The sequence below is a fragment of the Arthrobacter sp. V1I7 genome (assembly GCF_030817015.1).
GTDB lineage: Bacteria > Actinomycetota > Actinomycetes > Actinomycetales > Micrococcaceae > Arthrobacter.
In genome coordinates this window covers 1,555,327-1,580,781 of sequence record NZ_JAUSYS010000001.1, presented here as the reverse complement: position 1 = coordinate 1,580,781, position 25,455 = coordinate 1,555,327, and the positions used below count along the sequence as shown (strand labels likewise).

The following is a 25,455-nucleotide window of genomic DNA, read 5'->3' as shown; positions in this document are numbered from 1 at the left end:
GGGCGGAGGGGCCGCAACGCCCTAGGATCCGGGACCTCCCTGCACGATCGGCGCTCTTGTAGGCGAGGGCTTTCTTCTTCGTCACAGCCTGCCGCTGGACCATCGTTAGCTCCATGAAAACGGGCATAACCCCCATCCGCCGCCCCGGCCGGAAACCACGCCGCTACGCGGAGGTTTTCAATTGAGGCAACGTATCCGGCTACGCGGAGGTTTTCTACGAGTCAACGCGGGGGCTTGACTTGCAAATCTCACCCCACTTATGGTTGGCACGTTCTGCTGCGACCCCCATAGCGGCAGGACGGTCTACCGGAACGCCCCCGCACCAGCCCCGAGACGGTGCGGGGGCGCTTTGGTGCGGGGGCCGCTTACTTGTCCTGGGGTTCGCTTACCGCGGCGGCGGGAAACTCCTCGTCGGGAATGCTGATCGTTATCATTCCGAAAATGTAAGCTTCCAGCTCAAGCTGCCCGGCGTCTCCGCGGAAGCTGAAGAAGGTCAACCACAGATCGCCTATGGTTACGGTCCTTGCCTGATAGGCCGCAGGGCGGCGCGGCGTGCGCACTCCATCGCTAATCGTAAGAACCGATCTCCAGGCGGGGCAAGAGCATTCCGATTTTCGCAGCATGCAGGCGCCACGTGGAGCTCGTGTTGGTGGTTTTCTAGAGCTAGCGCACCACCCCGGCCTGCGCGAGCAGCGGCCCGGGCGCATTTTCTGGTCCAGCTGCGATTGGGTGATGGCATCCTTCACCGACGAAGCCGCGACTTCGTCCTCTGATGCGGGCTACGAGAAATTCGCTGATGCCGCTCATGCGGTTATCCTGCCAAAGCCTCTGGCGGGAGACCCGGGGCGCCCCTTTGAGGCTGGTGCTCGGGTTGGCGCCTTGTGATCTCGGTGGCCATGGCATCACTGTCTGGCTCACTCATAGCCGGGTCCAAGGCGGCACTGATGCTCCTGGCAGCGTCCCGGTACCCGTCACCCAGACCAGCGGCCCGGATGGTGTGGTTCGAGCCGTCGCCCTCCCGGCCAAACTGCTCTTCGATCCGCACACCCCGCTCCGCGAAGTCGGATGCCACCGCTTCCACTCTTGCCAATCGTGCTTGTAGTTTCAGCACCAGGGCGAGAAGGTAGCGCCGGTCACGGACGTTCTTGTCGACGACCCCGCCCGCGTATTCGTTTTCGTCCTCGATGAGCCGTGCTTCGATGGCGGCGAGTTCGTCAGAGGCGCTCATTTGGTCCTCCTGTATCAAAGATCGTGCCAACATCGTAGTCCTCGTGGAGGGCAATGGAACTGGTGCCCGTGGTGTTTTTTCAGGCCGTCGAACTGGTCGAGGCGAGCAGGTGGAGTTTGGGTTGGCGCCCGGCCCACCGCCAAGCGTGGGCTGAACAATAGGCCGCGATGGGCGCGCTGGCAGGCCCGTACCCGTTGGGCCATCCGGCCGTTGAACTCGCGCCTGATCACACCGGAGTTCCTGGCCGAGGTCGGCTGGGATGCGGTTCCCCGGCCATGTTCCTGCCGCCGGGCGCACCTGCTTGTGTGTGGTGGTCGGCTTGGCCTGGGCACGACACGACTTCGCTCTCCCCAGCTTTTCCAAGGGTCAAGCCAGTAGCCTCATTGGTGCAAGCTGCGGGTTTATTTGGCAGTGAGTGAGCGCGAACTGACCATCTCCTGGCAGCCTGCTCCGTGCGCAGAAAACGGTTGAGGCCATGGACGTGCTGCACGGTTCATCAAATTGAATAGACAACTTCATAGCCCGCCGGCACCTCACCACCGGCGGGCACCCTAAATCTTGCTCGGGCGCTGCAGGCCTGGCCGGAACCCTAGATCCACTTGTTGAGCTTGAACGTCCAAAACAGCGCCAGGCCCATCCCCGCCATCAGCCCCAATGCCATCGGGTAACCGAAGACCCAGTCGAGTTCAGGCATTGAACGGAAATTCATGCCGTAGATCGTGCCGATTAACGTCGGGGCAAACAAGATCGCCGCCCACGAGGAAATCCTCTTGATCTGCTCGTTCTGGGCGTAGCTGGATTCGGTCAGTAGCCGCATCTCGTCGTTCTGCCGCTGCGCTACGAGCGCCGCGTTGACGGCAAGGGCATTCTGCAGCAGGGCGCGGAAGGCTGAGATCCGTTCGCTGAGCCGCAGGACGTGGTCCTGCAACTCCGGCCCTGAGTGTCGGCTCCGCGACTCCGCCATCAAGGTCTGCAGGATTGCGGGCAGTGGCGCCGTCGCGCGCTGGAACATGATGACCTGCCGCGACAGCTCGTAGATCCGGCGGGACACGCCCGGGTCAGCCGCAAAGAGCTCGTCTTCGATTTCGTCGATGTCGTTCTCCAGCCCGGCGGCCACCGGCTCGTACTCGTCAACCACCTGATCAAGAATCGCGTAGAGCACGGCATCCGGCCCGAGTGCCAGGAAGTCCGGGTCGGATTCCATCCGCCGCCGGACCCGGGCCAGGTCGGGAGACTCGGCGCGGCGGACCGTCACGACGAAATCCGAACCGGTGAACACGTGGATCTCTCCGAACTCGACCTTTTCCAGATCGTCCAGATAGCGGGCCGGGCGCAGCACCAGAAACAGTGTCCCGCCGTAATGCTCCAACTTCGCACGCTGGTGGCCGGCGAGTGCATCCTCGACGGCCAGATGGTTGAGGTCGAACTCTTCCGCCACCGAGCGAAGCTCCTTCGCATCCGGCCGGTAGAGCCCGATCCAGGCCATGCCCTGGCGTTGCCGCAGGACAAAGTACGTCTCGTCCAGACCTTCCGGGTCAGCGGTCCGGTGACCGTCCACGTAGACGGCGTTGTCGATAATGGTCACGGCCGCACCTCCTCCGTCGGAAATCCCCTTGGCAGCGACGTTATACCGCAGCATCGGCAGTGCCAACAGGGGCAGGATCGGGTACCGGGCAGGCGGCCCGGTGCGCCGACGGCCGTCCCCCGGCGGCCGCGGGGCCAGTACCTCCGTTACCCCTCCTAGGGCAGGGTCAGGATGACCGGACCGCCCGCCGTGACCGCCACGGTGTGCTCGCTGTGCGCCGCGCGGCGGCCGTTGGCCGAGCGGAGGGTCCATTCGTCGTCGTCGTGGAAATAGTCATCATTGCCCCCGAGGATCAGCATCGGCTCGATCGCGATGACCAGCCCCACGGTCAGCTTGATGCCGCGGCCCGGCCTGCCGTCATTGGGGACGTGCGGCTCGGCGTGCATGGTTTTGCCGATCCCGTGGCCGCCGTGGTCCGCCAGGAGGCCGTAGCCGGCGCGGCGCGACGCCCCGCCGATCGCGTAGCCCAGGTCGCCCATCTTGTTCCCGATCCGGGCGGCGTCGATGCCCCGGGCCAGGGCGGCGTCGGTGGCGTCAATCAGCTCCTGGTCCACCGGGTCCGGCGTCCCCACAATGAAGCTGATGGCCGCGTCGCCGCACCAGCCGTCGAGGAATGCGCCGCAGTCGACGCTCAGCAGGTCGCCGTCCTGGAGCCGGTAGTCGTTGGGGATGCCATGCACCACGGCGTCATTGACGCTCGTGCAGATGACCCCGGGGAACGGCACGGACGCCCAGCGCGGCTTGTAGTTCAGGAAGGCCGGGGTCGCGCCGGCGTCGGCGATCGATGCCGCGGCCACGGTGTCCAGTTCCTTCAGGGAAACCCCGATCGCGGCGGCATCACGGACCTTCGCAAGGGTGTTCGCTACCACCCTGCCAGCCTCGCGCATCAGGGCAATTTCGGCTGGAGTCTTGATCATCGACATGGTTCCCACTCTAGAGCCACCCGGGCCGTGGCTAAAGTTGCCTCATGGCCAACGCTGAACTGATCGCCGCTATCCGTTCCGAGCTGCGGGCCGCGGCCGATCCTGTCCGGGCCGGTGGAGCGCAGGCGTACCTGAAATCGGAGATGTCTTCGCTGGGCGTGCGGGTTCCGGCGGTCCGCCGGCACCGGCTCCGCGGACTGCTGCAGGCCCACCGGCCGGAGATGGCCGCGGTGCTGCGCCGCTGGAGCACGGACGGTGACTTCTGGATCCGGCGGGCCTCGATCACGGCGCAGCTCGGCGCGAAGTCCGCCACGGACACAGCCCTGCTCGGGGACGTCATCGAGGCCAATCTTGCCGATCGGGAGTTCTTCATCCGGAAGGCGATCGGCTGGGCGTTGCGGGACTTTTCCGCCACGGATCCGGACTGGGTCCGCGGCTTCGTGGAACGGCACCGCGCCGGGCTCAGCCCGCTTTCAATCGCGGAAGCACTCCGGAAACTGCCGCGCTGAGTCCGGCCTGCGGATCTAGATAACCGGCCTGACGGTGACCGGCTCCTCCGGCTTGCTGAACAACAGCTTGGTCTTCGGGTCGAGGAAGATCAGGTACAGGGCGAACAGCAGCGCAATGATTGCCGCCGCGTTGCGGGCCAGCGCCAGCGCCAGGCCGAGGTCAGCCGTCTGCAGGTAGGGGAAGACTTCCAGCTGGTCCGAGATCGCATACACCATGAAGAAGGAGACGATGAAGTACAGCGCCTTGGCCTGCCAGTCATCGCGGATGCCGGTGACGGCAAACAGCGGAATCAGCCAGACGACGTACCAGGACTGGATCATCGGGGCCAGGACGACGACGGCGGCGAACGCCAGCGTCAGGCGGCGCATCAGGCGGTCGTGGTCCCCGCGGAAGATCTGCCAGCCGATGATCCCGACCGCAAGCAGCTTGCCGGCGTCGTACACCCACTTGGCGAGCCCCCAGCCGTCCAGTCCGAAGGCATTCGAGATCGAGGCGACGACGAGGCCGAGCAGGCCGACCGGGGCGTACCAGATCCAGATGCTGCCCGGGGCGGAGAGACCGTTGATCCAGCCGAAGCCGAAGCCGTTGACCAGGCTCATCGCGTAAAGCAGCGCCAGGCTGATCCCGGCCGTGAGCGCCCAGTAGACAAATTTGCGGGGCCAGCCGGCGTTCTTGCCGGCCCAGAGCAGGCCGATAAACGGCAGGAACACGATCGTGATCGGCTTGACCGAGATGGACAGGGTGACGAGCACCAGCCCGAGGATCATCCGGCGGGTGGCGCAGTAATACAGGCCGGCCAGGGCCAGCCCGATCATCAGCGCATCGTTGTGGACGCTGGCGATGAAATTGGTGAGGAACAGCGGGTTGGCCGCCGTCAGCCACAGCGCGCGGTGCGGATTGACGCCATGAAGCTCGGCAAGTCTGGGGACGTAGATCACGCACAGGATGATGCCGACCAGCGCGGCGAGCCGGAACAGCATGATGCTGCCTTCCGGATGCACGTTCGTGGACCAGACAACGAATTGCTCGATCCACAGGAAGAGCTGGCCGTAGGGAACGGGAGCCTCGGTCCACATCTTGTCGGCCCCGAGCTGGAAGTAGTTGGACAGCGCTGAGATGCCGTTTTCGTAGGGGTTGAAGCCTTCCACCATCAGGCGGCCCTGGCCGATGTAGGCATAGACGTCCCGGCTGAACAGCGGGACGGAGAACATCAGCGGCAGCCCCCAGACCACCACCGCCTGGAGCGTCGCCTTGCGGGCCTCGGCGCCCCAGACGCGCACGCGCTGGCCCAGCCGCAGCCAGGAACGGACCAGCAGCATGCCGCCGACAGCGAGAAGTACGATGCAGAGGCCGACGCCAAAGGCTTCGGTGCGCATCCAGATAAACACCGGGACCCTGCGGAGTTCGGACGCCGGCGCGAGCCAGCCGACGCCGAGCGAGCCAATCGCCATGAACATTGATCCAATGAACCCCGCCAGCAGCGGGGAACGGGCGTTGTCCACATCAGCCAGAACTGCCGAGGAGGACGTACCTTCGACCGTATCCCCCGTCGCAGGTACAGGCGCCGTCATCTCAGGATCGTCCAATCTGTCGTGGGGCTCGTATCCGCCCGCAACCGGCCGGGTGGCCCGGCCCCGGGGCACGCCGCGATGGCGAAAAACTTCGACGGCCGCGTACCCGAAATCCTAGCATCGGACGGCTCTGGGACGACGAAACGGTAGGCTGGGCGCGTGCCTATAACTAACGAACGCATCGTCTGGATCGACTGCGAAATGACCGGCCTGGACACCAAGAACGATGCCCTCATCGAGGTGGCCGCCCTGGTGACCGACTCCGAGCTCAACATCCTGGGCGAGGGCGTCGACGTCGTCATCAAGCCGGACGACGCCGCGCTGGCCCAGATGGGCGATTTCGTGCGCGACATGCATACCCGGTCCGGGTTGCTGGCGGAGCTGCCGCACGGCAAGACCATGGAAGAGGCCCAGGCCACCGTGCTGGCGTACATCAAGAAGTGGGTGCCGGACCCCAAGAAAGCGCCGCTGGGCGGTAACTCGGTGGGAACCGACCGCGTCTTCCTGGTCCGGGACATGCCGGAACTGGTGGAACATCTGCACTACCGGGTCATCGACGTGAGCACCATCAAAGAGCTGTCCCGGCGCTGGTTCGCGCGGGCCTACTTCCAGTCCCCCGCCAAGCTTGGCGGCCACCGCGCCCTCGGTGACATCAAGGATTCCATCGACGAACTGCGCTACTACCGGGAGGCCGTCTTCGTGCCGGCGCCCGGACCGGACAGCGCCACGGCGCAGCAGATCGCCAGGAAGGTCATGGAGACGCCGGAGGCAGCCCCTGCGGGGTAGCCACCGGGGTAATCTGCGCCACGTTTTGCGGAATTTTTCACCGAAAACCCGAAAAGTGGCGAAAGCTGCCCCGAACAGCAGGTAAGCTATTTGTCGTTGCCTTTTCAGCCAGCCGGTTCGTCCGGAGGGCCTGGCGGGGCACATGGTGGGCGTAGCTCAGTTGGCAGAGCGCCTGGTTGTGGTCCAGGAGGTCGCGGGTTCAACCCCCGTCGCTCACCCTCATAAAGGACGGCATAATTGTCCGACCTTAGACGAAGGCCGTACCGGATATCCGGTGCGGCCTTTGTTGTCTGTCCAGCGTCGTCCAAGGACCTGTCACCGGAAGGACTGCAATGAAGCGCACGCTCTTTGAAGAAGACCACGAGATGTTCCGTGAGATGGCTGCCGAGTTCAATGCGCGGGCCGTCGCACCGCATTACGCCCAGTGGGACAAGGATCACATTATGTCCCGGGAGCTGTGGACGGCGGCGGGCGAGCAGGGCCTGCTGGGCCTGGCGGTGCCGGAAGAGTTCGGCGGGCTGGGCATGGACGACTACCGCTTCCGGGCGGTGCTGGACGAGGAGTTCGCCAAGGGCAACCACCTCGCGGTGGGCCTCGCCTTCCACCTGCACGACGACATGGTCCTTCCCCACCTGCTGGCCTACGGCTCCGATGACCTCAAGGGCCGCTGGCTGCCGGGCATGGTGTCCGGCGAGATTGTGACCTCAATCGCCTGGACCGAGCCCGGTGCCGGCTCGGATCTGCGCGGCATCCGCACCAAAGCAGTGCGCGACGGCGACGGCTGGCTGATCAGCGGACAGAAGACTTTCATCGGAAACGGCGTCTCCGGCGATGCATCCCTGGTCCTGGCCCGGACCGACGGCAGCACCGGGCGGGGAAAGCAGGACTCCTTCTCCCTCTTTCTGGTCCGCAAGGGCGAGGGATACAACACCGGCAAGCAGCTGGACAAGATGGGCCTCAAGGCCTCGGACACGGCCGAACTGTTCTTCGACAACGTCCCCGTCCCGCACGCCGACCTGGTCGGCGAAGAGGGCAAGGGCCTGCAGTACGCCGCCGAACAGCTCCCCCAGGGCCGGCTCGCCATCGCCACCGCAAGCTCCGCCGTCGTCCGCGCCATCTACGAGGCAACGGTCCGCTACACGAAGGAACGCAACGCCTTCGGCGAACGGATCATCGACTTCCAGAACAGCCGCTTTGAGCTCGCCGACATCCTCACCGAGGTCGAGGTCACCGAAGCCTACGTGGACCAGGCGATTCTGGCCTTCAACGCCGGCGAGCTCGACGCCGCCGCCGCCGCCCGCGCCAAACTGTGGGCCTCCGAGCGCGCCAAGTCCATCACCGACCGCTGCCTCCAGCTGCACGGCGGCTACGGCTACATCCTGGAGTACCCCGTAGCCCAGGCCTTTCTCGCGGCCCGGCTGCTGACGATTTTCGGCGGCACCAACGAAATCATGCGCGACGTCGTCGGCCGCACCATCGCCGGCTGAGCGCTCCCAAGCACCGCCAAGAAGCATTCGAGGAAACAGCTGAAATGACCGTTCTGCCAATCACGATCTGGGGCGAGCCCGTACTGCACCGCCGGGCGGCGGAAGTGGAGGTTTTCGACGACGAGCTCCGCGCCCTGATCGCGGACATGTTCGAGACCAACGATGCCGCCAACGGCGTCGGCCTGGCCGCACCCCAGGTCGGGGTTGGGCAAGCGGCTCTTCGTCTACAAGTACGCCAACGACGACGGCGCTCCGGCGTCCGGCGTCGTCGTCAACCCGGTGCTGACCCTCTCCAAGGTGTCCGGCGCACTGCCGGACCCGGACGAGGAAGAGGAAGGCTGCCTGTCCTTCCCGGGCGGGCAGTACCCGCTCAAGCGCGCCGAGTGGGCCCGGGTGCAGGGCTTCGACGGCGACGGGAACCCCCTCGACTTCGAGGCGACCGGGTGGTTCGCCCGGGTGATCCAGCACGAATACGACCACCTCGATGGCAAGCTCTACGTCAACCGGCTGATCGACCGGTACGCCCGCAAGGCCATGAAGGAGGCCAAGAAAAGCGGCTGGGGCGTCCCCGGGCTGACCTGGATGCCGGGCGTGGACCCGGACCCGTTCGGGCACTGACGCAACGGCCGACTGCCGTAACGGCCGCGGCTGACGGTCTGAGCCGCGGCAAGGGTGTTGAGCCGCGACCGTTCAGGAAGCGCGGCCGACGGCGGTCCGGATCGCGGCGCCAAGCTCGGCCGGCTTGGTGAACTGGGGCCAGTGGCCGGTGGGCAGGTCAACATATTCGACGTCGCGGATCCGTCCTAGTTCGGCCACATACGGGTGGCCGGACTCAATCATCTGGCTCAGCATCGAGGACGGGAACTCGCAGGCGATCACGGTAGCAGGGACCTCATAGCGGCGCTCGTCCGTCAGGTGCTGCCGGTCCTGGGCCACACCTTTTGGCTGCGGGACCGCGCGGGCCCGGAACTTGGCCCGGAGTTCCTCGCTCAGATCCAGGAGGTCCTCGTCGTCGAAGAGCTCCCACGGGGGCAGCGGCACGTCGTCGCCGTCTGCGGGGAGTTCATCGTTGATCACGCCGCCCTCGCCGAGCGGGCCGCTGTCCACGTAGATTGCCCGGGCCACCCGGTCCGGACGGGCGTCGACGGCGCCATGGATAATGGCTCCCCCGCCTGAATGACCAACGAGGACCACCGGGGCGTCGAAGGAATCGATCTTGGTTACAACGGCGTCGATGTGCGTGCGCAGGCCGATGTCGGCGCGCGGCGCGTCGGCTGACTCCAGGCCCGGCAGGGTGAGCGGATGGACCGTATGTCCGGCCGCAACGAGCGGCGGGGTGACCTCCTCCCATGAGGAGGCGTCCAACCAGAATCCGGGTACCAGGATGATGTCCATGCCGGTACCCTACCTGCCGTGCGGGACAATCGTCTGCTGGTGCGGGCAGGATGCCAGTATCCGTTTCATCGCGTCCTTCTCCGCAGGCGTGACCCACAGCCGGTAGGCGGCCTTGATCGAGATCTGCCGGGCGACATAGTGGCAGCGGAAGTTCGTGTTCGGCGGGAGCCAGGTGGCGGCGTCGGACGCGCTCTTGTCCTGGTTCGCCGGCCCGTCCACGGCGATGAGGTTCAGCGGGTCGTTCGCCAGGTGCTCGCGCTGCTGGGCTGTCAGCTGTTGCGCGCCTTTCTGCCAGGCGTCTCCGAGCGCCACGACGTGATCGATCTGTACGGCTTTGCTGGTCTCGGCGCCCCGGCGGAAGGTGATCAGCTGCCCGGTGTAGGGCTCCCGGAAGGATCCGCTGGCCACCCGGCAGTTGGAGGCCTCGGTGAAGACTGCGTCTGCAAGGTCGCGGCGGAGTATGTCGTTGCGGGTATCGCAGCCGTTGCGGTCCACATCCAGCCACGCCTGGCCGAAGGCTTTGCGGTCATAGTTCCCGCTCGCCGCCCGGCCCTTGACCGTCAGCGTGTCCAGCAAGGCAACCGCAGCTACGGGAGGGACCACGCGGATGGACGGGACGGCCTTCATCCAGTCCTGGGCGAGGACCGGCGCCTCACGGGGTCCGTCCGCCGGCGGCGCGAAGGCGGTGAACTGGCCGATCGCGAAGAACCAGCCCAGTCCTCCGAGCACAAGGAAGGCCGCTACGGCCAGGATTCCCCAGGCCAGGCGCGAACGACGGCGCGCCCGGCGGAACTCCGCCCACGTGACTGTCACGACCGAACCCGGCCGCGGCGCTTCAAAGCGGGGATTTCTAACTGCATGCCTGAAGCCTAGGGCAGGGGTACGACGCTCCGGAGGTTGTCCACAGTGTGGAGGGCGGGTGGCGGCGTTGCAGGAACAAAAAGCCCGCCCGGGGCTACTGCTCCCTGGTCACCCGCACCAGGTCTTCATTGGCAATGGTCATCAAGTCCTCGAGCTGCTTGACCCTTGCGTCGTCGATCTCTCCGGCGTCCCGTTTGGCGAGGGCATCGTCAAGGAGTCGTTTTGCTTCCTTGGCGTTCCGGCGGGCGATGTCCAGGGCGCGTTCAAGGGTGGTTTCGTGGTCCACAACCGAGTTCTGTTCCATGGCTCCATTGTGGGTGCCTTTCCCGGCTGATTCCAGAGGATCGGCCGGGAAAGGGCACAAAAACGTCCCGGTCAGGGGCGTGCCATGGTGTCAGACCTCGGCCGGCAGACCGGCGGCTGCCAGGAGCGAGGCCGCATCCTTCGCGGGGAACGTCGGCGGGTTCACGCCCGCCATTTCCTCCATGACACGGACAACCTGGCAGCTGTAGCCGAACTCGTTGTCGTACCAGACGTAAAGGACGAGGTTCTTGTCGTTGGAGATCGTGGCCAGGCCGTCGACGATGCCTGAGCGGCGGGAGCCGACGAAGTCGGTGGAGACAACTTCGGGTGAATCGATGTAGTCGACCTGCTTCCGCAGCTCCGAGTGCAGCGACATCTCCCGCAGGTAGTCGTTGACCTCATCCTTGGTGGTGCCGTTTTCCAGGCTGAGGTTAAGGATTGCCAGGGACACGTCCGGGGTGGGGACCCGGATGGAGCTTCCGGTAAGTTTGCCGAGGAGTTCCGGCAGGGCCTTCGCCACGGCCTTTGCGGCACCCGTCTCGGTGATCACCATGTTCAGGGCGGCGGAACGCCCGCGGCGGTCGCCCTTGTGGAAGTTGTCGATCAGGTTCTGGTCATTGGTGAAGGAGTGGACGGTCTCCACGTGGCCGTGCACCACACCGTAGCGGTCGTTGATCGCCTTCAGGACGGGGGTGATGGCGTTGGTGGTGCAGGAAGCCGCGGAGACGATCCTGTCCGAGTCAGTGATCGACGCGTGGTTGATGCCGTGCACGATGTTCTTCAGTTCGCCCTTGCCCGGAGCGGTGAGGAGCACGCGGGAAACGCCCTTGCTCTGCAGGTGCTGGGACAGGCCCTCGGCGTCGCGCCAGCGGCCGGTGTTGTCGACGACCAGTGCGTCGCGGATGCCGTAGGCGGCGTAGTCAACCGTGGCGGGGTTGTCCGAGTAGATGACCTGGATCTGCACGCCGTTGGCGGTGATCGTGTCGTTCTCGAGGTCCACCTTGATGGTGCCTTCAAAGGAGCCATGGACCGAGTCGCGGCGCAGCAGGCTGGCGCGCTTGGCCAGGTCGTTGTCCGAGCCGCGGCGGACCACGATTGCGCGGAGCCGCAGGCCGTGGCCGCCACCGGCCTTTTCGATCAGGAGGCGGGCCAGGAGCCGGCCGATGCGGCCGAAGCCGTAGAGGACGACGTCGGTGCTGGTGCGGTCGTCGCCGCCGCGCTTGCCGACAACTTCGGCGAGTTCCTCACGGAGGAACTCATCGAGGCTGACGCCGCCGCCCTCTGCGCGGTACTTCTCGGTGAGGCGCGCGATGTCGATGGCTGCCGCGCCGAGGTCCAGCTTGGTCAGCGCGTCCAGCAGCGGGGCGGTCTCCTCGAGGCGTAGCTCCTCCTTGCTCATCCGGCGGGCGAAACGGTGCGCCTTGAGGATGTTCATGGTGGACTTGTTGATGAGGCTGCGGCCGTGGATGGAGGTCACCACGTTGTTCTCGCGGTACAGCCGGCCGATCACCGGGATCATGGCCTCGGCGAGCGCCTCACGGCCCATCCACGTATCAAGACAAGAATCTGACGTCTGGCTCACAGAATTACCTTCCTAGAATCCACCACATACGTCCTCGTATATGGAAGTCGGCCGCCGGATGGTATCCGGAACCTGGGCGTCGCCGGGGATTCGGTCCACCCCGGCAACCGCATGTGCCGCAAAGAAAAACCACCGGCTGCGAACGCAGACCCGGTGGCAGAACTTCTACGTTCGCTATCCATTCTAGGTCGGCACCCGGTCGCCACGTAGCCGGGGCGGCGTGAAATCACTCACATAGGCGCGGTGTGCCCTGGGCGGAGGGTACTCCCACGACGTGGGAGCCGTGGCGGGTGGATGGGTTGACCGATACGCCGGGTTCTGTGTTCCCGCGCCGTTACCAGCGCGGGAGTAGCGACCATCCATCTACGGACGCCGTTGCCGACGCCCTCCAGCGGCCTACCCGGACACTCGGGCGAGCAGCCCTCAAACGTGTCCTGTCTGGCCTTGCTCCGGGTGGGGTTTACCTAGCCTTCCCGGTCACCCGGGAAGCTGGTGGTCTCTTACACCACCGTTTCACCCTTACCTGCCCTGCCGCGTGTGCTAGCACCCACGGCACGCAGGCGGTCTGTTCTCTGTGGCACTGGCCTGCGGGTTACCCCGAGTGGGCGTTACCCACCACCCTGCCCTGCGGAGCCCGGACGTTCCTCGAGCCACTTGCGTGACGCGCGGCCGCCTGGTCAACCCATCCGCTGTCCATTCTACGGTCCCGGGAGAGCGGCCGTCGCCGGAGCCAAACGGGTGCTCCGGTGGGAGAATGGAAGCAGGACCGGGGGCAGCCCGTTCCCCGGTTTCCGGGTGCGCAAGGGAAGTGATCCGATGGATCTCACCGCCATCATCGTGCTGATCGTGGTCGTGGTTGTGGTGCTCGTGCTGGCCAGGATGTCGATCCGGATCGTGCGGCAGTACGAACAGGGCGTCCTGTTCCGGCTGGGGAGGGTGGTTGGCGTGCGGTTTCCGGGGTTGCGCTTCATCATCCCCGTGATTGACAAGCTTCACCTCGTCAGCCTGCGGATCGTGACCATGCCGATCCAGTCGCAGGGCATCATCACCCAGGACAACGTGAGCGTCGACATCTCGGCGGTGGCCTACTACCGTGTCATCGATGCGGTGAAATCCGTGGTCGCGATCGAGAACGTGGCCGCCGCGATCAACCAGATCGCCCAGACCACGCTGCGGAAAGTGGTCGGCCGTCACAGCCTCGACCAGACACTGTCCGAGACGCAGCGCATCAACAGCGATATCCGCGAAATCCTCGACGCCCTCACGCTGGCGTGGGGCGTCGAGGTTACGCTCGTGGAGCTCAAGGACATCCAGCTTCCCGACGGCATGAAGAGGGCGATGGCCAAGCAAGCGGAGGCCGAGCGGGAGAAGCGGGCCAAGATCATCGCCGCCGAAGGCGAGGCCATCGCCGCCACGGCGCTGGGCCAGGCATCGGACACGATGATGGCACACCCTCTGGCGCTGCAGCTGCGCAACCTGCAGTCGTTGGTGGAAATCGCGGTGGACAACAACTCGACAGTGGTCTTCCCCGCACCGTTGATGAGTACCATCGGCGAGCTGTCCGCCTTCCTGTCGCGCGAAAACCAGGCCGCGCAGGCCGCCGCCACCCAGGCTTCCCCGGTGAAGGCTGCCTAGCCACGATGCCAGGCCGGCACCTGGACTGAGCAGAGCACCACCGGCGCCGCCGGACGCAGAGGCGCCGGTAAGATTGGACGGTGCTGATTCTGCTGCCGCCCTCCGAAGGCAAGACTCCCGCCGTTGGTGGAGACGCCGTCGACTGGGCCTCCCTGAGCTTCCCCGGACTCAACAGCTACCGGGCGAAAGTGCTCGACGCCCTCGGCACGGTCAGCGCCCACGAGGACGCGCTCGCCCTCCTGGGTGTCGGCGCCTCGCTGCGCGCCGACGTCGAACGTAATACCCGGCTGCACGCCGAGCCCGCGGCGCCCGCCCATCAGGTCTATTCCGGTGTGCTCTACGACGCGCTGGGCTATGACTCCCTGACTCCGGTGCAGCGGAAGAAGGCGGAGGCGGCGGTCCTGGTCGTTTCCGCGCTCTGGGGCGCCATCCGCTTCGGGGACCGGGTACCGGCGTACCGGCTCTCGATGGGCACCGCGCTTCCCGACGTCGGACGGCTGGCCTCGTTCTGGAAACCGCACCTCAACGAGGCGCTGCTGGCCGCGGCGGAGGGTGAGCTGTTGGTGGACTGCCGCTCCAGCACCTACGCGGCGGCGTGGACTCCCCCGGCGCCGCAGACTGTCGCGGTCAACGTGTTCAGCGAAGTCGACGGGGTCCGCAAGGTGGTCAGCCACTTCGCCAAGCACACCCGCGGGGAGCTGGCGCGCCATCTGCTGACGCGCCGGGGCAAGGCCCCGGCGACGCCCCTCCAGCTGCAGCGGGCGGCGGCCGAGAAGTGGACCGCGGAACTCGTCGAGGGCACGGCCCGGAAGCCGCACGCCCTCAACATCATCCTGTAGCGGCGGCTACGCCCACTCGGCGGAGCGGACCAGGATGCAGCCGGAATCCGGGCAGAACACGATGTCGTCCTCGGCCGCGGCCTTGATCTCGGCCAGGTCGCCCGGGCTCAGGTGCATGCCGGAACCTTCCGAAGTGCCGTGGAAGAGCCGGGCGGCACCGACGCCGCGCTTGGCCAGGGTCTTCTCGTAGACCGCGAGCAGGCCGGCGTCCAGTCCGTCAGCGAAGGCGGCACGCTTGCCGCGCACCACCGTGGCCTCGGCGGCGATCTCGGCCAGCTGCTCGTCCAGTTCCGCGCGGATGACGCCGAAGGATCCCTGGATGTCATCGACGATCTGCTGCTGCGCGGCCTGGCGGAGGCGCAGCGAGTCCAGCCGCTCCAGGACCTCGAGTTCGACATCTTCGAGGTCGGAGCGGCGCTTGTTGAGGGAGACGAGGTCCTTCTGCAGGGCCACCAGATCCTTCGACAGGCCGGTGCCGCTGTTCAGCCTCGCCTCGTCGCGTTCAATCCGGGACGCAACCTGTTCCACGTCGGCTTCGGCGCGCTTGAGCTCGAGCTCGGCATCGTGGACGGCCACTTTCGCGGCACCCAGCTCCCCGTTGGCCACCCCAAGGGCAGCCTCGAGGTCGGTGATCCGGGAGTCGCTTTCAAGGCTTCGGCGGCGGTTGGACAAGGACTTGAGTTTGGCATCAAATCCCTGCAATTCGAGCAACTTCAACTGTTCCGCCGGTGCTGCCTTGGCCACTATTACCTCCGTTTGTTCCCTTCCGGCGTTTAGCCGGGCACCTGAACGGCGCTCCCTAGACTCTAGTCCCCGCCCGGAGTCAGAATGAAGTCCCAGGGGTCGCTGTTGGTGGCGCTGACCCGGATCTCGACGTCGTGCCCCTGGTCGGTGAGGACATTGCCGAGGGCCGCCGCGGCGGCGGGCAGCCACAGCCACTCGCTGGCGAAGTGCGAAACGTCGATCAGGTAGGGCCTGTCGTTGACGGCGGCCTCGCGGGCTTCCGACGCCGGATGGTGCCGCAGATCGGCAGTCAGGTAGACGTCGGCATTGCTGGCCCGGACCTCGCCGAAGAGGGAGTCACCGGCCCCGCCGCAGACGGCAACGCGACGGACCAGACCGTCCCGGTCCCCGGACACCCGCACACCGCCGGCAACCGCCGGCAGGATGCCAAAGACACGGGCGGCGAAGTCGCCCAGCGTGAGGACTTCCTCGAGGTCTCCGACCCGTCCGATCCCCTCTTCGGGCAGGCCGGCCGCCGCCGGGGTCAGCGGGGCGACGTTCTGCAGGCCGAGTGCATCGGCAAGGACATCGGACACGCCGCCGACGGCGGAATCACCGTTGGTGTGTACCGTCAGGAGCCCGGTGCCGGACTCGATCAGCCGGTGCACAGCCCGGCCCTTGGCAGTGGTCGCGGCGACCGACGTCACGCCCTTGAGCAACAGCGGATGGTGCGTGATCAACAGCCCCGCACCCCACTCGACGGCCTCTTCGATGACCTCGAGGGTCGGATCGACGGCGAAGAGGATCCTGCTCACCGGGGCCGAAGGGTGTCCTGCCACGAGGCCCACCTCATCCCATTCCTCGGCAAGCGATTCAGGCCAGAGCTCTTCCACGGCCAGCAGGATCGCGCCCAGCGTGGGCGGCCCGGAGGTTTCTTCCGCCCCGTCTCCGGTGGTGCTGTCAGTGTTCCTGCCTTTGGCAGGGCCGTCTGAAACGTCGGTGTTTACAGGTTCCATACCCCATTTTTACCCTATCGGCGCGCCGGGGACCGGGCCCGGGAATCATCGGGGGGCTTCAACCATTGAAGAGAGCATGAGAACTTTTGTCCTCGGCGGAGGCTGCTTCTGGTGCCTCGACGCCGTCTACCAGAAAACCAAGGGTGTCGGCTCCGTCGTTTCGGGCTACACCGGAGGCCATGACCGCTACCCCGACTACTACTCCGTGTGCTCCGGAACCACGGGACATGCCGAGGTGGTGGCGGTGACGTTCGACGAGGAGGTGATCCCGGCGGAGGTCATCCTGGACATGTTCTTCGCACTCCACGACCCCACCACGCCCAACCGGCAGGGCTACGACGTCGGGACGCAGTACCGCTCCTCGATGTTCTACGAGACGACCGAGGAGAAGATCCTCTTTGAGGAAGCAATCGAGCGCAACCAGGCGCTGTGGTCCCGCCCGATCGTGACCGAGGTGACCCGGGCCTCGAAGTTCCACGTGGCGGAAGCCATGCACCAGGACTTCTACGCCAAGTACCCGGAACAGGGCTACTGCCAGGTGATCATCAACCCGAAGCTCGCCAAGGCCAGGAAATATTACTCTGCATGGCTTAATGCTTAGCTAGCCCCGGCGGGCCCTCGTTAGGCTGACCCCAGTATTCCCTTCTGCAGACAGGCACACATACCCATGGCACGGATCTATGACGATGTTACCCAGCTGGTTGGCGGCACCCCGCTGGTCCGGTTGAACCGGCTCACCGAAGGGCTGGACGCCACGGTTGCCGTCAAGCTGGAGTTCTACAATCCCGCCAACAGCGTCAAGGACCGCATCGGCGTCGCGATCGTTGACGCCGCCGAAAAGTCCGGCGCGCTCAAGCCCGGCGGCACCATCGTCGAAGGCACCTCCGGCAACACCGGCATCGCCCTGGCCATGGTGGGCGCGGCCCGCGGCTACAAGGTCATCCTGACGATGCCGGAGACCATGTCCACCGAACGCCGGGTCATGCTGCGCGCCTACGGCGCCGAGATCGTGCTCACCCCCGGCTCCGAGGGCATGCGCGGCGCCGTCGAGAAGGCCCAGGAGATTGTCACCAACACGGAGAACTCCATCTGGGCCCAGCAGTTCGCCAATGAGGCCAACCCGGAGATCCACCGCACCACCACGGCGGAAGAAATCTGGACTGACACCGACGGCAAGGTGGACATCTTCGTCGCCGGCATCGGCACCGGCGGAACCGTCACGGGCGTCGGCCAGGTCCTGAAGGAACGCAACCCCGACGTCCAGATCGTCGCGGTCGAGCCGAAGGACTCCGCAATCCTGAACGGCGGGGCGCCGGGTCCGCACAAGATCCAGGGCATCGGCGCCAACTTCATCCCGGAGATCCTCGACACGAACGTCTACGACGAGGTCCTGGACGCCACCCTGGAGGACTCCGTCCGCGTCGCACGCGAACTCGGCGTGCAGGAAGGCATCCTGGGCGGCATCTCTTCCGGCGCGATCGTCTGGGGAGCCCTGGAGCTCGCCAAGCGCCCGGAGAACGCCGGCAAACTCATTGTCGCCGTCGTGTGCGACTTCGGGGAGCGCTACATCTCCACCGTGCTGTACGACGACATCCGCGGCTGAGCACCGCCCCGCCCTCCCACGATTCCGGTAGAAAGGTCTTTGTGAGCTTTTTCGCAAGACTTAAGGAAGACCTCGACGCCGCCCGGTCACACGACCCGGCGGCTCGAGGCTCATTTGAGAACTTCTTCGCCTACTCCGGCCTGCATGCGATCTGGTTTCACCGCCTGACGCACCGGATGTGGCAAAACCCTGCCCTGCGCTTCCCCGCACGGCTGGTCTCCCAGCTGGCCCGCTTCCTCACCGGAATCGAGATCCACCCCGGGGCCACCATCGGCAGGCGCTTCTTCATCGACCACGGCATGGGAGTCGTGATCGGCGAGACCGCCGAGATCGGCGAGGACGTCATGATGTACCACGGTGTGACCCTCGGCGGACGCTCCCTGGCCAAGATCAAACGGCACCCCACCATCGAGGACCGCGTGGTGATCGGAGCCGGGGCCAAAATCCTGGGACCGATCACCATCGGCCGGGACAGCGCCGTGGGCGCGAACGCCGTCGTCGTCAAGGACGCCCCCGCCGAATCGATCGTCACCGGCGTGCCGGCCGTCTGGCGCCACCGCGATGCGCAGCGTGAGACCAAGGCCGCCGTCGACCCGGCCGAGTACCTCATCGACTACCACATCTAGTGGTCCGCAGGGCGGCGTGCGCAAGCGCGCCGGCCGGTGGACGCCTCGGTGACAAACGCTACGGCCTGGGGCGTGGCTCGAATTCCTCAGGCAGAACAGAGCCGGAAACACGAACGGCCGGCGCCCCCGAGTCTCGGGAAGCGCCGGCCGTTCGTGTCGGACGGTGGCTGGGACTAGTGCGTGTCCACGGCCTCGATCTCGGACTTGTCCTCGCCCCAGAGGGTGTGGAACGTGCCGCCGGCATCAATCCGGCCGTAGGTGTGGGCGCCGAAGAGATCCCGCTGGCCCTGGATCACCGCGGCCGGAAGACGCTTGCGGCGCAGCCCGTCGTAGTAGGCCAGTGAGGAGGAGAACACCGGCACCGGGATGCCCAGCTGGACCGCCGTGGAGACCACCCGGCGCCAGGCCGGGAGGACGTCGGCAATGGCCTTGGTGAAGGCCGGGGCGAAGAGCAGGTTGGCCGGCTTGTCCTCCAGGGCGTAGGCCAAGGTGATTTCCTTGAGCAGTTCTGCACGGATGATGCAGCCGCCGCGCCAGAGCGAGGCGATCTCATCGAGCTTCAGGTCCCAGCCGTATTCCGTGGCCGCGGAGGTGAGCATGTCCAGTCCCTGGGCGTAGGAGACCAGCTTGGAGGCGTAGAGCGCCTGGCGGACGTCCTCGACGAAGGTTTCCGGGACGTCGACGTCGGCTTCGGCACCGGCCAGGAGTTCCTGGGCCAGCTTGCGCTGCTCCGTCTGGGAGGACAGGGCGCGGGCAAAGACGGATTCGGCGATGCCCGACACCGGGGAGCCGAGTTCGAGGGCGGAAATGACCGTCCAGCGGCCGGTGCCCTTCTGGCCCGCGGCGTCCACGACGACGTCGACGAACGGCTTGCCGGTCTTCGCGTCGACGTGCCCGAGGACCTCGGCGGAGATCTCGATCAGGAACGAGGCCAGGTCGCCCTTGTTCCACTCCTCGAAGATCTTCGCCTGCTCGGCCGGTTCGATCCCCGCGCCGGAGCGGAGCAGGTCGAAGGCTTCGCCGATGACCTGCATGTCCGCGTACTCGATGCCGTTGTGGACCATCTTCACGAAGTGGCCGGCGCCGTCGGTGCCGATCCAGGCGCAGCAGGGCTTGCCGTCGACGTGCGCGGCGATCTTCTCCAGCAGCGGACCCAGGGCCGCATAGGACTCCTTGGAGCCGCCGGGCATGATCGAGGGGCCGTTGAGGGCTCCTTCCTCGCCGCCGGAGACGCCGATGCCGACGAAGTGCAGGTCCTTCTTGGCGAGCGCGGCTTCGCGGCGGCGGGTGTCCTCGTAGTGCGAGTTGCCGGCGTCGATGATGATATCGCCCGCCTCCAGCAGCGGCTCGAGCTGCTCGATCACGGAATCGACCGGAGCGCCGGCCTTAACCATGATCAGCACCCGGCGCGGCTTCTCCAGGGAATCAACGAGTTCCTGGAGCGTCTCCGTGCGGACGAAGTCGCCGTCCTGGCCGTACCTGGCCAGGAGCGCGTCGGTCTTCTCGACGGACCGGTTGTGCAGGGCAACGGTGAAGCCGTTCCGGGCCAGGTTCCGGGCGAGGTTGGCCCCCATCACCGCAAGGCCGGTGACACCGATGTGTGCTGACATCAAAACTCCAATTCATTTCTGTGCAACGAGTGCAGATCGTCCCGCACGATTTGCGGAACACGCTTCTTGGGAACAGTGGCTGTCTATAAACCATATGTATTTCCGCGGGCTACGGGAAAGCAGTGCCCACGTGGCGGAATAACGGCGCGTCACAAACAGTCTATGATTACCGGCGCCCGCTCTGCGTCCGGACCGGAACGTGGGCGGAGCGCCGGGCGGAACCTCGGGCGGACCGCGGATACAACGTGGTTCACCACCAGGCCGGTGCACGTCCGTGGCGGGCACGGGCAGCATTATGCTTACGACTATGCCAACCAGCCTCCACCACCGTGCCATCGAACATCTGGGCGCCCGCATCGTCGCAGGTGAACTCCCGGCGGGTCATGTCATGCTGGCCGAGCAGCTTGAAAATGAACTCAAAGTCTCCCGCTCCGTCGTGCGGGAGGCCGTCCGCGTCCTGCAGTCCCTGGGTCTGGTCGAAACCACCAAGCGGGTCGGGATCCGGGTCCTGCCGGCCGACCGCTGGAACCCCTTTGATCCCCTCGTCATCCGCTGGCGGCTTGCCGGCGAGGGACGCGGGGGCCAGCTGCGCTCGCTCGCCGAGCTGCGCGCCGCCGTCGAGCCCGTGGCCGCAGAGCTTGCGGCGGTCAATGCCCCCGAGGAGCTGCGGCGCGAACTCGTGCAGGTTTCGCACGCGATGCGCGACGCCGGCCAGGCCGGCGATGTGCCGCGATTCCTGGAGCTGGACATCCACTTCCATTCGCTGTTGCTGACCGGTTCCGGCAACGAGATGTTCGCCAATATGGTCGGCCAGGTGGCTGAAACCTTGACCGGGCGCACCGTCCACGGCCTGATGCCGGACCACCCCCGGGAAGCGGCCCTGCAATGGCATGTGGACGTGGCCGAAGCGATTGCCGCCGGCAATGCTGCCGCGGCCTGGGAAGCGTCGAACCGGATCATGCGCGCGACCATCTCGGAGATGGAACCCGGCTGGAAGAACCAGCCCCGGGTGTTCGTTCCGCTCCAGCGCCGCTAGCGCCCGGGCCTGAAGTCCAGCAGCACCTTTCCGGACCCGGCAGAGTTCCCGGCCACCTCGAAGGCTTCCAACCCCCGGTCCAGCGGAAACGTGTGGGTGACCACCGGATCCACGGACAGCGATCCGTCAGCGAGCGCACCAATGACCTCATCAATTTCGTCGTTGAAGCGGAAAGAACCCAGGAGCTCCAGCTCGCGGGTGATCGCCAGCGAGATCAGGACAGGCTGCGGGCCCGACGGCAGGAGCCCCACCATCACCACCTTGCCGCCGCGGACCGCACCCTTGATGGCCGAGGCCAGGCCGTGATGGCTTCCGGAGGACTCGATCACAACGTCTGCCTCCACCGCCGCAATGGCGTCGGCATCGTCGCCCCTCAGGACCTCGTCGGCACCCACGGCCCGGGCTATTTCCAGCGGTTGGGCGTGCATGTCCACCGCCACGATCCGCTGTGCCCCCGCACGTTTGAGGACGGCAACGGCCAAGGAGCCGATGGGGCCGCTGCCGATCACCAGGGCCGTCTTTCCGGCCACGTCTCCCGCCCGTGCGACGGCGTGCCAGGCCACGCTGGCCGGTTCAACCAGGGCTGCGGTCCGGAGCGGAAGGCCTGCGGGCAGGGGACGGAGCATCCGGGCCGGCAGCGTCGCGTACCGGCTGAAGGCGCCATCCGTGTGGGGGAAGCGTGCGGCGCTGCCCAGGTACGTGCAGCCGGGTGAGAGGTTGGGCCGGTCTGCGGGATACCGGGCCGCGCCCGGACCCGGGGTGGCGGGATGGACGGCGACAGGGGTGCCGGCCGCCGGTCCCGTTCCGTCCGCGGCCGCCAGCAGCACGGTTCCGACGATCTCGTGGCCCAGGACCATCGGCGCCTTGAGGACGGATTCGCCCGCAGCGCCGTGCAGCCAGTAGTGCAGGTCCGAGCCGCAGATGCCGCCGAACGCCACTTCGAGAACCGCCTCGTCGGACGCCGGTGCGGGCACCGGGATGTCCTCGATCCGGAGATCCCCCGCTGCGTGGGCCACGACGGCGGCCGACGTGGCCGGAAGTTCCGTGCCGCCGCCCATCACACCACCACCGTCATTCCGCCGTCGATGAAGATGGTCTGTCCGTTGACGAAATCCGAGCCGTCGGACGCGAGCCACACCGCCGGACCGGCCAGGTCCTGCACGGTCCCCCACCGGTGCGCGGGTGTCCGGCCGAGGATCCAGGAGTTGAACTCCTCGTCGTCCACGAGGTTCTGCGTCATCTCGGTGTGGATATAGCCGGGTGCGATGCCGTTGATCTGCAGGCCGGAGCCGGCCCATTCCGCCGTCATGGCCCGGGTCAGGTTCCTCAGGCCGCCTTTGGCCGCAACGTAGGGTGCGATGGTCGGCCGGGCCAGGTCCGTCTGGACCGAGCAGATGTTGATGATCTTGCCCCGGCCGCGCGGGATCATGCGCCGGGCCGCTTCCCGGCCCACGAGGAACGCACTGGTCAGGTCCGTGGAGATCACGCGTTCCCAGTCCGCGACGTCCAGCTCCAGCATGGGGACGCGGTGCTGGATTCCGGCGTTGTTCACCAGGATTTCCAGCGGTCCTACGTTCTCCTCCACCCAGGCCACGCCACGGGCCGCCTCGGCGTCGATCGTGACGTCGAAGGCACAGCTGTGGACCCGGCCGGGCGGGTAGTCCGCTGCCATGGCGGCTTCGGCGGCCTTGAGCCGTTCCGCGTTGATGCCGTTGAGCACTACCGTGGCGCCTGCATCGGCGAGGGCCCGCGCCAGGGCGTTGCCTATCCCCCGGCTGGAGCCGGTGATCAGGGCAGTCCGGCCCGTCAGGTCAAAAAGTCCGCTCATCGTTCGCTGGTCCTCACTTGGTCTTGGCTGCTGTGTAGTAACGGGATGCCTCGTTGTCGCTGAGATTCGCGATTGTGTCCCGCACGACGGCCAGGTCCTGGTCCCCCAGGCCCTGGCGCTTCAGCTCCGCATAGAGTTCGACGCCGGCCGCCGTCATCGGCACGGCGGCATTCACGGCGGCGGCGCTTTCGAGCACAAAGGACAGGTCCTTGTGCATGAATTTCGCCGGGCCGGTGGGGGTGTAGTCCTTGGCCGCGAGACGCGGCCCCACGATGTCCAAAACCCTGCTGCCGGCCAGGCCGCCCGCGAGCACCTCGTAGAGGGCAGCGACGTCCAGACCAGACCGTTCGGCGAGCTCGGCGGCTTCGGCGAGTGCCGCCGTCGTGGTTCCCACGATGAGCTGGTTGCATGCCTTCGCGAGGGATCCCGACCCCAGCGGTCCCAGCCGCCGCACGGTGGTTCCCATGGCGCTGAAGAGCGGCAACAGCCGTTGGAAGTCCTCTTCGCTGGCGCCAGCCATGATGGCCAGGGTGCCTTCCACGGCACCTGTCGTGCCGCCGCTCACGGGAGCGTCGACGACGACGGCGTTTCCGCCGCTCGCCGCCTCCACCCGGGCGCCGAACTCCTTCACCGCGGCCGGTGAGACGCTGCTCATCACCACGACGGCGGTTCCCGCGGCCGGCGGATTCGCCGACCAGCTCGCCAGGAGTGCCGCGCTGGCGTCCTCGATGTAGGAGAGGTCCGGGAGCATGAAGATGATGACCGGCTTGTCGCGCAGCCCCTCCACGCGGGCCGCGCGTCCGCCTCCGAGGGCTTCGAACGCATCAAGTGCGGCCGCTGAGCGGTTCCAGGCGCTGACGGACCATCCCGCCTTGAGCAGGTTTGCTGCCATCGGAGAGCCCATCAGCCCCAGGCCCACAAAGCCGGCTTCCTTCCGGTCCATATCCATCTCGCCTCACTTCGCCGTGGTTAATGCCAGAAATCTGTTCAATATCCTAACCTCCATTCAGTATGATGAACACCATGACGACTAAAACCACAGTCGCGATCGCGGTCCCGCTCGAAGCAGAGCTTGTGGAGCGCATCCGCGCAGTAGATCCTTCCATTACCGTCCGTTACGAGCCCGAGCTCTTGCCGCCGGAGCGCTTCCCGGCCGACCACTCCGGAGATCCGGACTTCCGCCGGACCCCGGAGCAGGAGGAGCGCTACTGGGACATGCTCAACGGCGCAGAGGTCCTCTACGGGTTCCCCAATGAAAGCCCGGCGGGTCTCGCCCGGGTCGCCGGCAGCAACCCGCACCTTCGCTGGATCCATGCCATGGCCGCCGGCGCCGGCGGTGCCGTGAAGGCATCCGGGCTGGACGCCGCGGCGCTGGAGAAGTTCCAGGTGACCACGTCCGCGGGAGTCCATGCCCTGCCGCTCGCCGAGTTCGCCGCCCTCGGCATCCTCAACGGCTTCAAGCGCAGCGCCGAACTCGCGCAGGACCAGGCGGCCAGGATCTGGCCCGAGCTCCGCACCCCCACGCGCCTGGTCAGCGGCTCCCGCCTGGTGATCACGGGGCTGGGCGAGATCGGGCTCGAGACCGCACGGATCGCCCGTGCGCTGGGCATGACCGTCAGCGGCACCAAGCGGACCGTGGAGCCCATCGACGGTATCGACGAAGTCGCTGACAGCGACGGCCTCGCCGGCCTGCTGGCCTCGGCCGACGCCGTCGTCAATACGTTGCCCGGCACGCCGTACACGGAACGGCTCTTCAACCGGGAAGTGTTCGCGGCCATGAAACCCGGAACCGTCTTTGTGAACGTGGGCCGCGGCACCGTGGTGGACGAGGACGCACTGCTGGAGGCCCTCGACAACGGGCAGGTCTCCTACGCGTGCCTTGATGTGTTTGCCGTGGAGCCGCTGCCCCAGGACAGCCGGCTCTGGAACCACCCGAAGGTGATGGTGTCCCCGCATACCTCGGCCCTCAGCGCAGCCGAGAACCGGCTGATCGCCGAGCGCTTCTGCAGCAACCTGAGGACCTTCCTCGACGGCGGCGAGCTGCCCCACCTCGTGGACACGGTCCACTTCTACTAGATCCTGCAGCTTCCTCCACAGCAGCACCAGCACCAAGAGCACCAAAGGGCGGCCTCTCCGAAATGGAGGGGCCGCCCTTTGCGTGGGTCGGGCCGCTTGTCTGATGCCGGGTCACGACTCCGGCGCCGCGTCGTTCCTCCGGCGATGCGCTTTTGCTCCGGCGACTCCGGAATTCCGGCATCGCAAGGCACGATGCGCGACGCCAGGGAAGGCCCGCGTCGCAAGGCACGAT

The 25,455-nt window shown here is 66.5% G+C and carries 25 protein-coding genes, 1 tRNA gene, 1 other RNA gene and 1 pseudogene; 12 read left to right on the top strand and 16 right to left on the bottom strand.

Annotated elements, in window-relative coordinates; translation table 11 throughout:
• Window positions 1-663: 663 nt before the first annotated feature.
• The 4 genes from QFZ69_RS07400 to map form a co-directional block, all read right to left on the bottom strand.
• Window positions 664-807: a hypothetical protein gene (locus tag QFZ69_RS07400; protein WP_307000005.1), complete on the bottom strand. Its 144-nt coding sequence runs from the start codon at window positions 805-807 to the stop codon at window positions 664-666.
• Between the two features lie 4 nt (window positions 808-811).
• Window positions 812-1,228 carry a hypothetical protein gene (locus tag QFZ69_RS07395; RefSeq protein ID WP_306916894.1) on the bottom strand — a complete coding sequence of 139 codons (417 nt, stop codon included), beginning with the start codon at window positions 1,226-1,228 and terminating at the stop codon, window positions 812-814.
• A 589-nt stretch (window positions 1,229-1,817) separates the two neighbouring features.
• The gene (locus QFZ69_RS07390) at window positions 1,818-2,813 is read right to left on the bottom strand and encodes a magnesium and cobalt transport protein CorA (RefSeq protein WP_306916893.1); all 996 of its coding nucleotides are present in this window, start codon (window positions 2,811-2,813) and stop codon (window positions 1,818-1,820) included.
• Window positions 2,814-2,968: 155 nt separating this feature from the next.
• Window positions 2,969-3,736, bottom strand: coding sequence for a type I methionyl aminopeptidase (gene map, locus QFZ69_RS07385; protein WP_306916891.1), 768 nt, complete (start codon window positions 3,734-3,736; stop codon window positions 2,969-2,971).
• A gap of 44 nt (window positions 3,737-3,780) precedes the next feature.
• Here map and QFZ69_RS07380 point away from each other — a divergent pair, with 44 nt between their 5' ends.
• Window positions 3,781-4,245, top strand: coding sequence for a DNA alkylation repair protein (locus QFZ69_RS07380; protein ID WP_306916889.1), 465 nt, complete (start codon window positions 3,781-3,783; stop codon window positions 4,243-4,245).
• Between the two features lie 15 nt (window positions 4,246-4,260).
• Here QFZ69_RS07380 and mptB read toward each other — a convergent pair whose 3' ends face one another.
• Window positions 4,261-5,817, bottom strand: a complete 1,557-nt coding sequence (mptB, locus tag QFZ69_RS07375) for a polyprenol phosphomannose-dependent alpha 1,6 mannosyltransferase MptB (protein ID WP_306916888.1) — start codon at window positions 5,815-5,817, stop codon at window positions 4,261-4,263.
• 159 nt (window positions 5,818-5,976) lie between these two features.
• Between mptB and orn the strand changes: the two genes are divergently transcribed.
• The 4 genes and pseudogenes from orn (at window position 5,977) to def (ending at window position 8,708) form a co-directional block, all read left to right on the top strand.
• Entirely contained in the window at window positions 5,977-6,603 is a 627-nt protein-coding gene (gene orn / locus QFZ69_RS07370; protein ID WP_306916887.1) for an oligoribonuclease, read from the top strand.
• A 145-nt stretch (window positions 6,604-6,748) separates the two neighbouring features.
• Window positions 6,749-6,821: transfer RNA gene (locus QFZ69_RS07365), tRNA-His, on the top strand.
• 114 nt (window positions 6,822-6,935) lie between these two features.
• Complete coding sequence (locus QFZ69_RS07360) at window positions 6,936-8,090, top strand: acyl-CoA dehydrogenase family protein (RefSeq protein WP_306916885.1); 1,155 nt, start codon at window positions 6,936-6,938, stop codon at window positions 8,088-8,090.
• A gap of 44 nt (window positions 8,091-8,134) precedes the next feature.
• Window positions 8,135-8,708 (top strand): annotated as a pseudogene (gene def, locus QFZ69_RS07355) (peptide deformylase).
• A 72-nt stretch (window positions 8,709-8,780) separates the two neighbouring features.
• Here def and QFZ69_RS07350 read toward each other — a convergent pair.
• The 5 genes from QFZ69_RS07350 to rnpB form a co-directional block, all read right to left on the bottom strand.
• Window positions 8,781-9,485, bottom strand: coding sequence for an alpha/beta fold hydrolase (locus QFZ69_RS07350; protein ID WP_306916882.1), 705 nt, complete (start codon window positions 9,483-9,485; stop codon window positions 8,781-8,783).
• Between the two features lie 9 nt (window positions 9,486-9,494).
• Complete coding sequence (locus QFZ69_RS07345; protein ID WP_306916880.1) at window positions 9,495-10,298, bottom strand: HNH endonuclease family protein; 804 nt, start codon at window positions 10,296-10,298, stop codon at window positions 9,495-9,497.
• 142 nt (window positions 10,299-10,440) lie between these two features.
• The gene (locus tag QFZ69_RS07340) at window positions 10,441-10,650 is read right to left on the bottom strand and encodes a hypothetical protein (RefSeq protein ID WP_306916878.1); all 210 of its coding nucleotides are present in this window, start codon (window positions 10,648-10,650) and stop codon (window positions 10,441-10,443) included.
• Between the two features lie 90 nt (window positions 10,651-10,740).
• The gene (locus tag QFZ69_RS07335) at window positions 10,741-12,231 is read right to left on the bottom strand and encodes a glyceraldehyde-3-phosphate dehydrogenase (RefSeq protein ID WP_306916877.1); all 1,491 of its coding nucleotides are present in this window, start codon (window positions 12,229-12,231) and stop codon (window positions 10,741-10,743) included.
• Window positions 12,232-12,522: 291 nt separating this feature from the next.
• An RNA gene (gene rnpB / locus QFZ69_RS07330) (RNase P RNA component class A) lies at window positions 12,523-12,916 on the bottom strand.
• A 131-nt stretch (window positions 12,917-13,047) separates the two neighbouring features.
• Between rnpB and QFZ69_RS07325 the strand changes: the two genes are divergently transcribed.
• Together QFZ69_RS07325 and QFZ69_RS07320 are read left to right on the top strand one after the other, a co-directional pair.
• Complete coding sequence (locus tag QFZ69_RS07325; protein WP_306916875.1) at window positions 13,048-13,866, top strand: slipin family protein; 819 nt, start codon at window positions 13,048-13,050, stop codon at window positions 13,864-13,866.
• 80 nt (window positions 13,867-13,946) lie between these two features.
• The gene (locus QFZ69_RS07320; RefSeq protein WP_306916874.1) at window positions 13,947-14,705 is read left to right on the top strand and encodes a YaaA family protein; all 759 of its coding nucleotides are present in this window, start codon (window positions 13,947-13,949) and stop codon (window positions 14,703-14,705) included.
• 6 nt (window positions 14,706-14,711) lie between these two features.
• On the opposite strand, the gene QFZ69_RS07315 is transcribed toward QFZ69_RS07320, so the two are convergent.
• Complete coding sequence (locus QFZ69_RS07315; RefSeq protein WP_306916872.1) at window positions 14,712-15,449, bottom strand: zinc ribbon domain-containing protein; 738 nt, start codon at window positions 15,447-15,449, stop codon at window positions 14,712-14,714.
• A 62-nt stretch (window positions 15,450-15,511) separates the two neighbouring features.
• Complete coding sequence (locus tag QFZ69_RS07310; protein WP_306916870.1) at window positions 15,512-16,444, bottom strand: Nif3-like dinuclear metal center hexameric protein; 933 nt, start codon at window positions 16,442-16,444, stop codon at window positions 15,512-15,514.
• Between the two features lie 76 nt (window positions 16,445-16,520).
• Here QFZ69_RS07310 and msrA point away from each other — a divergent pair, with 76 nt between their 5' ends.
• The 3 genes from msrA to epsC all read left to right on the top strand — a co-directional run bounded on the left by msrA (window position 16,521) and on the right by epsC (window position 18,673).
• Entirely contained in the window at window positions 16,521-17,045 is a 525-nt protein-coding gene (msrA, locus tag QFZ69_RS07305; RefSeq protein WP_306916868.1) for a peptide-methionine (S)-S-oxide reductase MsrA, read from the top strand.
• Window positions 17,046-17,111: 66 nt separating this feature from the next.
• Window positions 17,112-18,047, top strand: coding sequence for a cysteine synthase A (cysK, locus tag QFZ69_RS07300; protein ID WP_306916867.1), 936 nt, complete (start codon window positions 17,112-17,114; stop codon window positions 18,045-18,047).
• 41 nt (window positions 18,048-18,088) lie between these two features.
• Window positions 18,089-18,673 carry a serine O-acetyltransferase EpsC gene (gene epsC / locus QFZ69_RS07295; protein ID WP_306916864.1) on the top strand — a complete coding sequence of 195 codons (585 nt, stop codon included), beginning with the start codon at window positions 18,089-18,091 and terminating at the stop codon, window positions 18,671-18,673.
• A 173-nt stretch (window positions 18,674-18,846) separates the two neighbouring features.
• Here epsC and gndA read toward each other — a convergent pair whose 3' ends face one another.
• Window positions 18,847-20,283, bottom strand: a complete 1,437-nt coding sequence (gndA, locus tag QFZ69_RS07290; protein WP_306916861.1) for an NADP-dependent phosphogluconate dehydrogenase — start codon at window positions 20,281-20,283, stop codon at window positions 18,847-18,849.
• A gap of 307 nt (window positions 20,284-20,590) precedes the next feature.
• On the opposite strand from gndA, the gene QFZ69_RS07285 reads away from it, so the two are divergent.
• Window positions 20,591-21,319 (top strand): FadR/GntR family transcriptional regulator, encoded by a 729-nt coding sequence (locus QFZ69_RS07285; RefSeq protein WP_306916859.1) that lies wholly within the window; start codon window positions 20,591-20,593, stop codon window positions 21,317-21,319.
• Here the strand turns inward: QFZ69_RS07285 and QFZ69_RS07280 are convergent.
• Genes QFZ69_RS07280 through QFZ69_RS07270 form a run of 3 tightly spaced genes read right to left on the bottom strand, consistent with a single transcriptional unit; the run spans window position 21,316 to window position 24,090 of the window.
• Window positions 21,316-22,377, bottom strand: coding sequence for an L-idonate 5-dehydrogenase (locus tag QFZ69_RS07280; protein WP_306916858.1), 1,062 nt, complete (start codon window positions 22,375-22,377; stop codon window positions 21,316-21,318). The two genes, QFZ69_RS07285 and QFZ69_RS07280, sit on opposite strands and share 4 nt — an antisense overlap.
• Window positions 22,377-23,147: an SDR family oxidoreductase gene (locus QFZ69_RS07275; RefSeq protein WP_306916856.1), complete on the bottom strand. Its 771-nt coding sequence runs from the start codon at window positions 23,145-23,147 to the stop codon at window positions 22,377-22,379. The genes QFZ69_RS07280 and QFZ69_RS07275 overlap by 1 nt, the downstream gene beginning before the upstream one ends.
• Window positions 23,148-23,160: 13 nt before the next feature.
• A complete protein-coding gene (locus QFZ69_RS07270) occupies window positions 23,161-24,090 on the bottom strand; it encodes an NAD(P)-dependent oxidoreductase (RefSeq protein ID WP_306916855.1) in 930 nt (309 codons plus the stop codon).
• Window positions 24,091-24,158: 68 nt separating this feature from the next.
• On the opposite strand from QFZ69_RS07270, the gene QFZ69_RS07265 reads away from it, so the two are divergent.
• Window positions 24,159-25,223, top strand: coding sequence for a D-2-hydroxyacid dehydrogenase (locus tag QFZ69_RS07265; protein ID WP_306916853.1), 1,065 nt, complete (start codon window positions 24,159-24,161; stop codon window positions 25,221-25,223).
• Window positions 25,224-25,455 lie beyond the last annotated feature (232 nt).

Excerpts from the sequence above, each read along its gene's own strand:
- QFZ69_RS07360 (WP_306916885.1), top strand. The coding sequence starts at position 6,936 with ATGAAGCGCACGCTCTTTGAAGAAGACCACGAGATGTTCCGTGAGATG.
- QFZ69_RS07285 (WP_306916859.1), top strand. The coding sequence starts at position 20,591 with ATGCCAACCAGCCTCCACCACCGTGCCATCGAACATCTGGGCGCCCGC.
- mptB (WP_306916888.1), bottom strand. The coding sequence starts at position 5,817 with ATGACGGCGCCTGTACCTGCGACGGGGGATACGGTCGAAGGTACGTCC.
- QFZ69_RS07395 (WP_306916894.1), bottom strand. The coding sequence starts at position 1,228 with ATGAGCGCCTCTGACGAACTCGCCGCCATCGAAGCACGGCTCATCGAG.
- QFZ69_RS07280 (WP_306916858.1), bottom strand. The coding sequence starts at position 22,377 with ATGGGCGGCGGCACGGAACTTCCGGCCACGTCGGCCGCCGTCGTGGCC.
- cysK (WP_306916867.1), top strand. The coding sequence starts at position 17,112 with ATGGCACGGATCTATGACGATGTTACCCAGCTGGTTGGCGGCACCCCG.
- gndA (WP_306916861.1), bottom strand. The coding sequence starts at position 20,283 with ATGTCAGCACACATCGGTGTCACCGGCCTTGCGGTGATGGGGGCCAAC.
- QFZ69_RS07270 (WP_306916855.1), bottom strand. The coding sequence starts at position 24,090 with ATGGACCGGAAGGAAGCCGGCTTTGTGGGCCTGGGGCTGATGGGCTCT.
- QFZ69_RS07275 (WP_306916856.1), bottom strand. The coding sequence starts at position 23,147 with ATGAGCGGACTTTTTGACCTGACGGGCCGGACTGCCCTGATCACCGGC.
- msrA (WP_306916868.1), top strand. The coding sequence starts at position 16,521 with ATGAGAACTTTTGTCCTCGGCGGAGGCTGCTTCTGGTGCCTCGACGCC.
- QFZ69_RS07340 (WP_306916878.1), bottom strand. The coding sequence starts at position 10,650 with ATGGAACAGAACTCGGTTGTGGACCACGAAACCACCCTTGAACGCGCC.
- QFZ69_RS07310 (WP_306916870.1), bottom strand. The coding sequence starts at position 16,444 with ATGGAACCTGTAAACACCGACGTTTCAGACGGCCCTGCCAAAGGCAGG.
- QFZ69_RS07325 (WP_306916875.1), top strand. The coding sequence starts at position 13,048 with ATGGATCTCACCGCCATCATCGTGCTGATCGTGGTCGTGGTTGTGGTG.
- QFZ69_RS07400 (WP_307000005.1), bottom strand. The coding sequence starts at position 807 with ATGAGCGGCATCAGCGAATTTCTCGTAGCCCGCATCAGAGGACGAAGT.
- map (WP_306916891.1), bottom strand. The coding sequence starts at position 3,736 with ATGTCGATGATCAAGACTCCAGCCGAAATTGCCCTGATGCGCGAGGCT.
- QFZ69_RS07265 (WP_306916853.1), top strand. The coding sequence starts at position 24,159 with ATGATGAACACCATGACGACTAAAACCACAGTCGCGATCGCGGTCCCG.
- QFZ69_RS07380 (WP_306916889.1), top strand. The coding sequence starts at position 3,781 with ATGGCCAACGCTGAACTGATCGCCGCTATCCGTTCCGAGCTGCGGGCC.
- QFZ69_RS07350 (WP_306916882.1), bottom strand. The coding sequence starts at position 9,485 with ATGGACATCATCCTGGTACCCGGATTCTGGTTGGACGCCTCCTCATGG.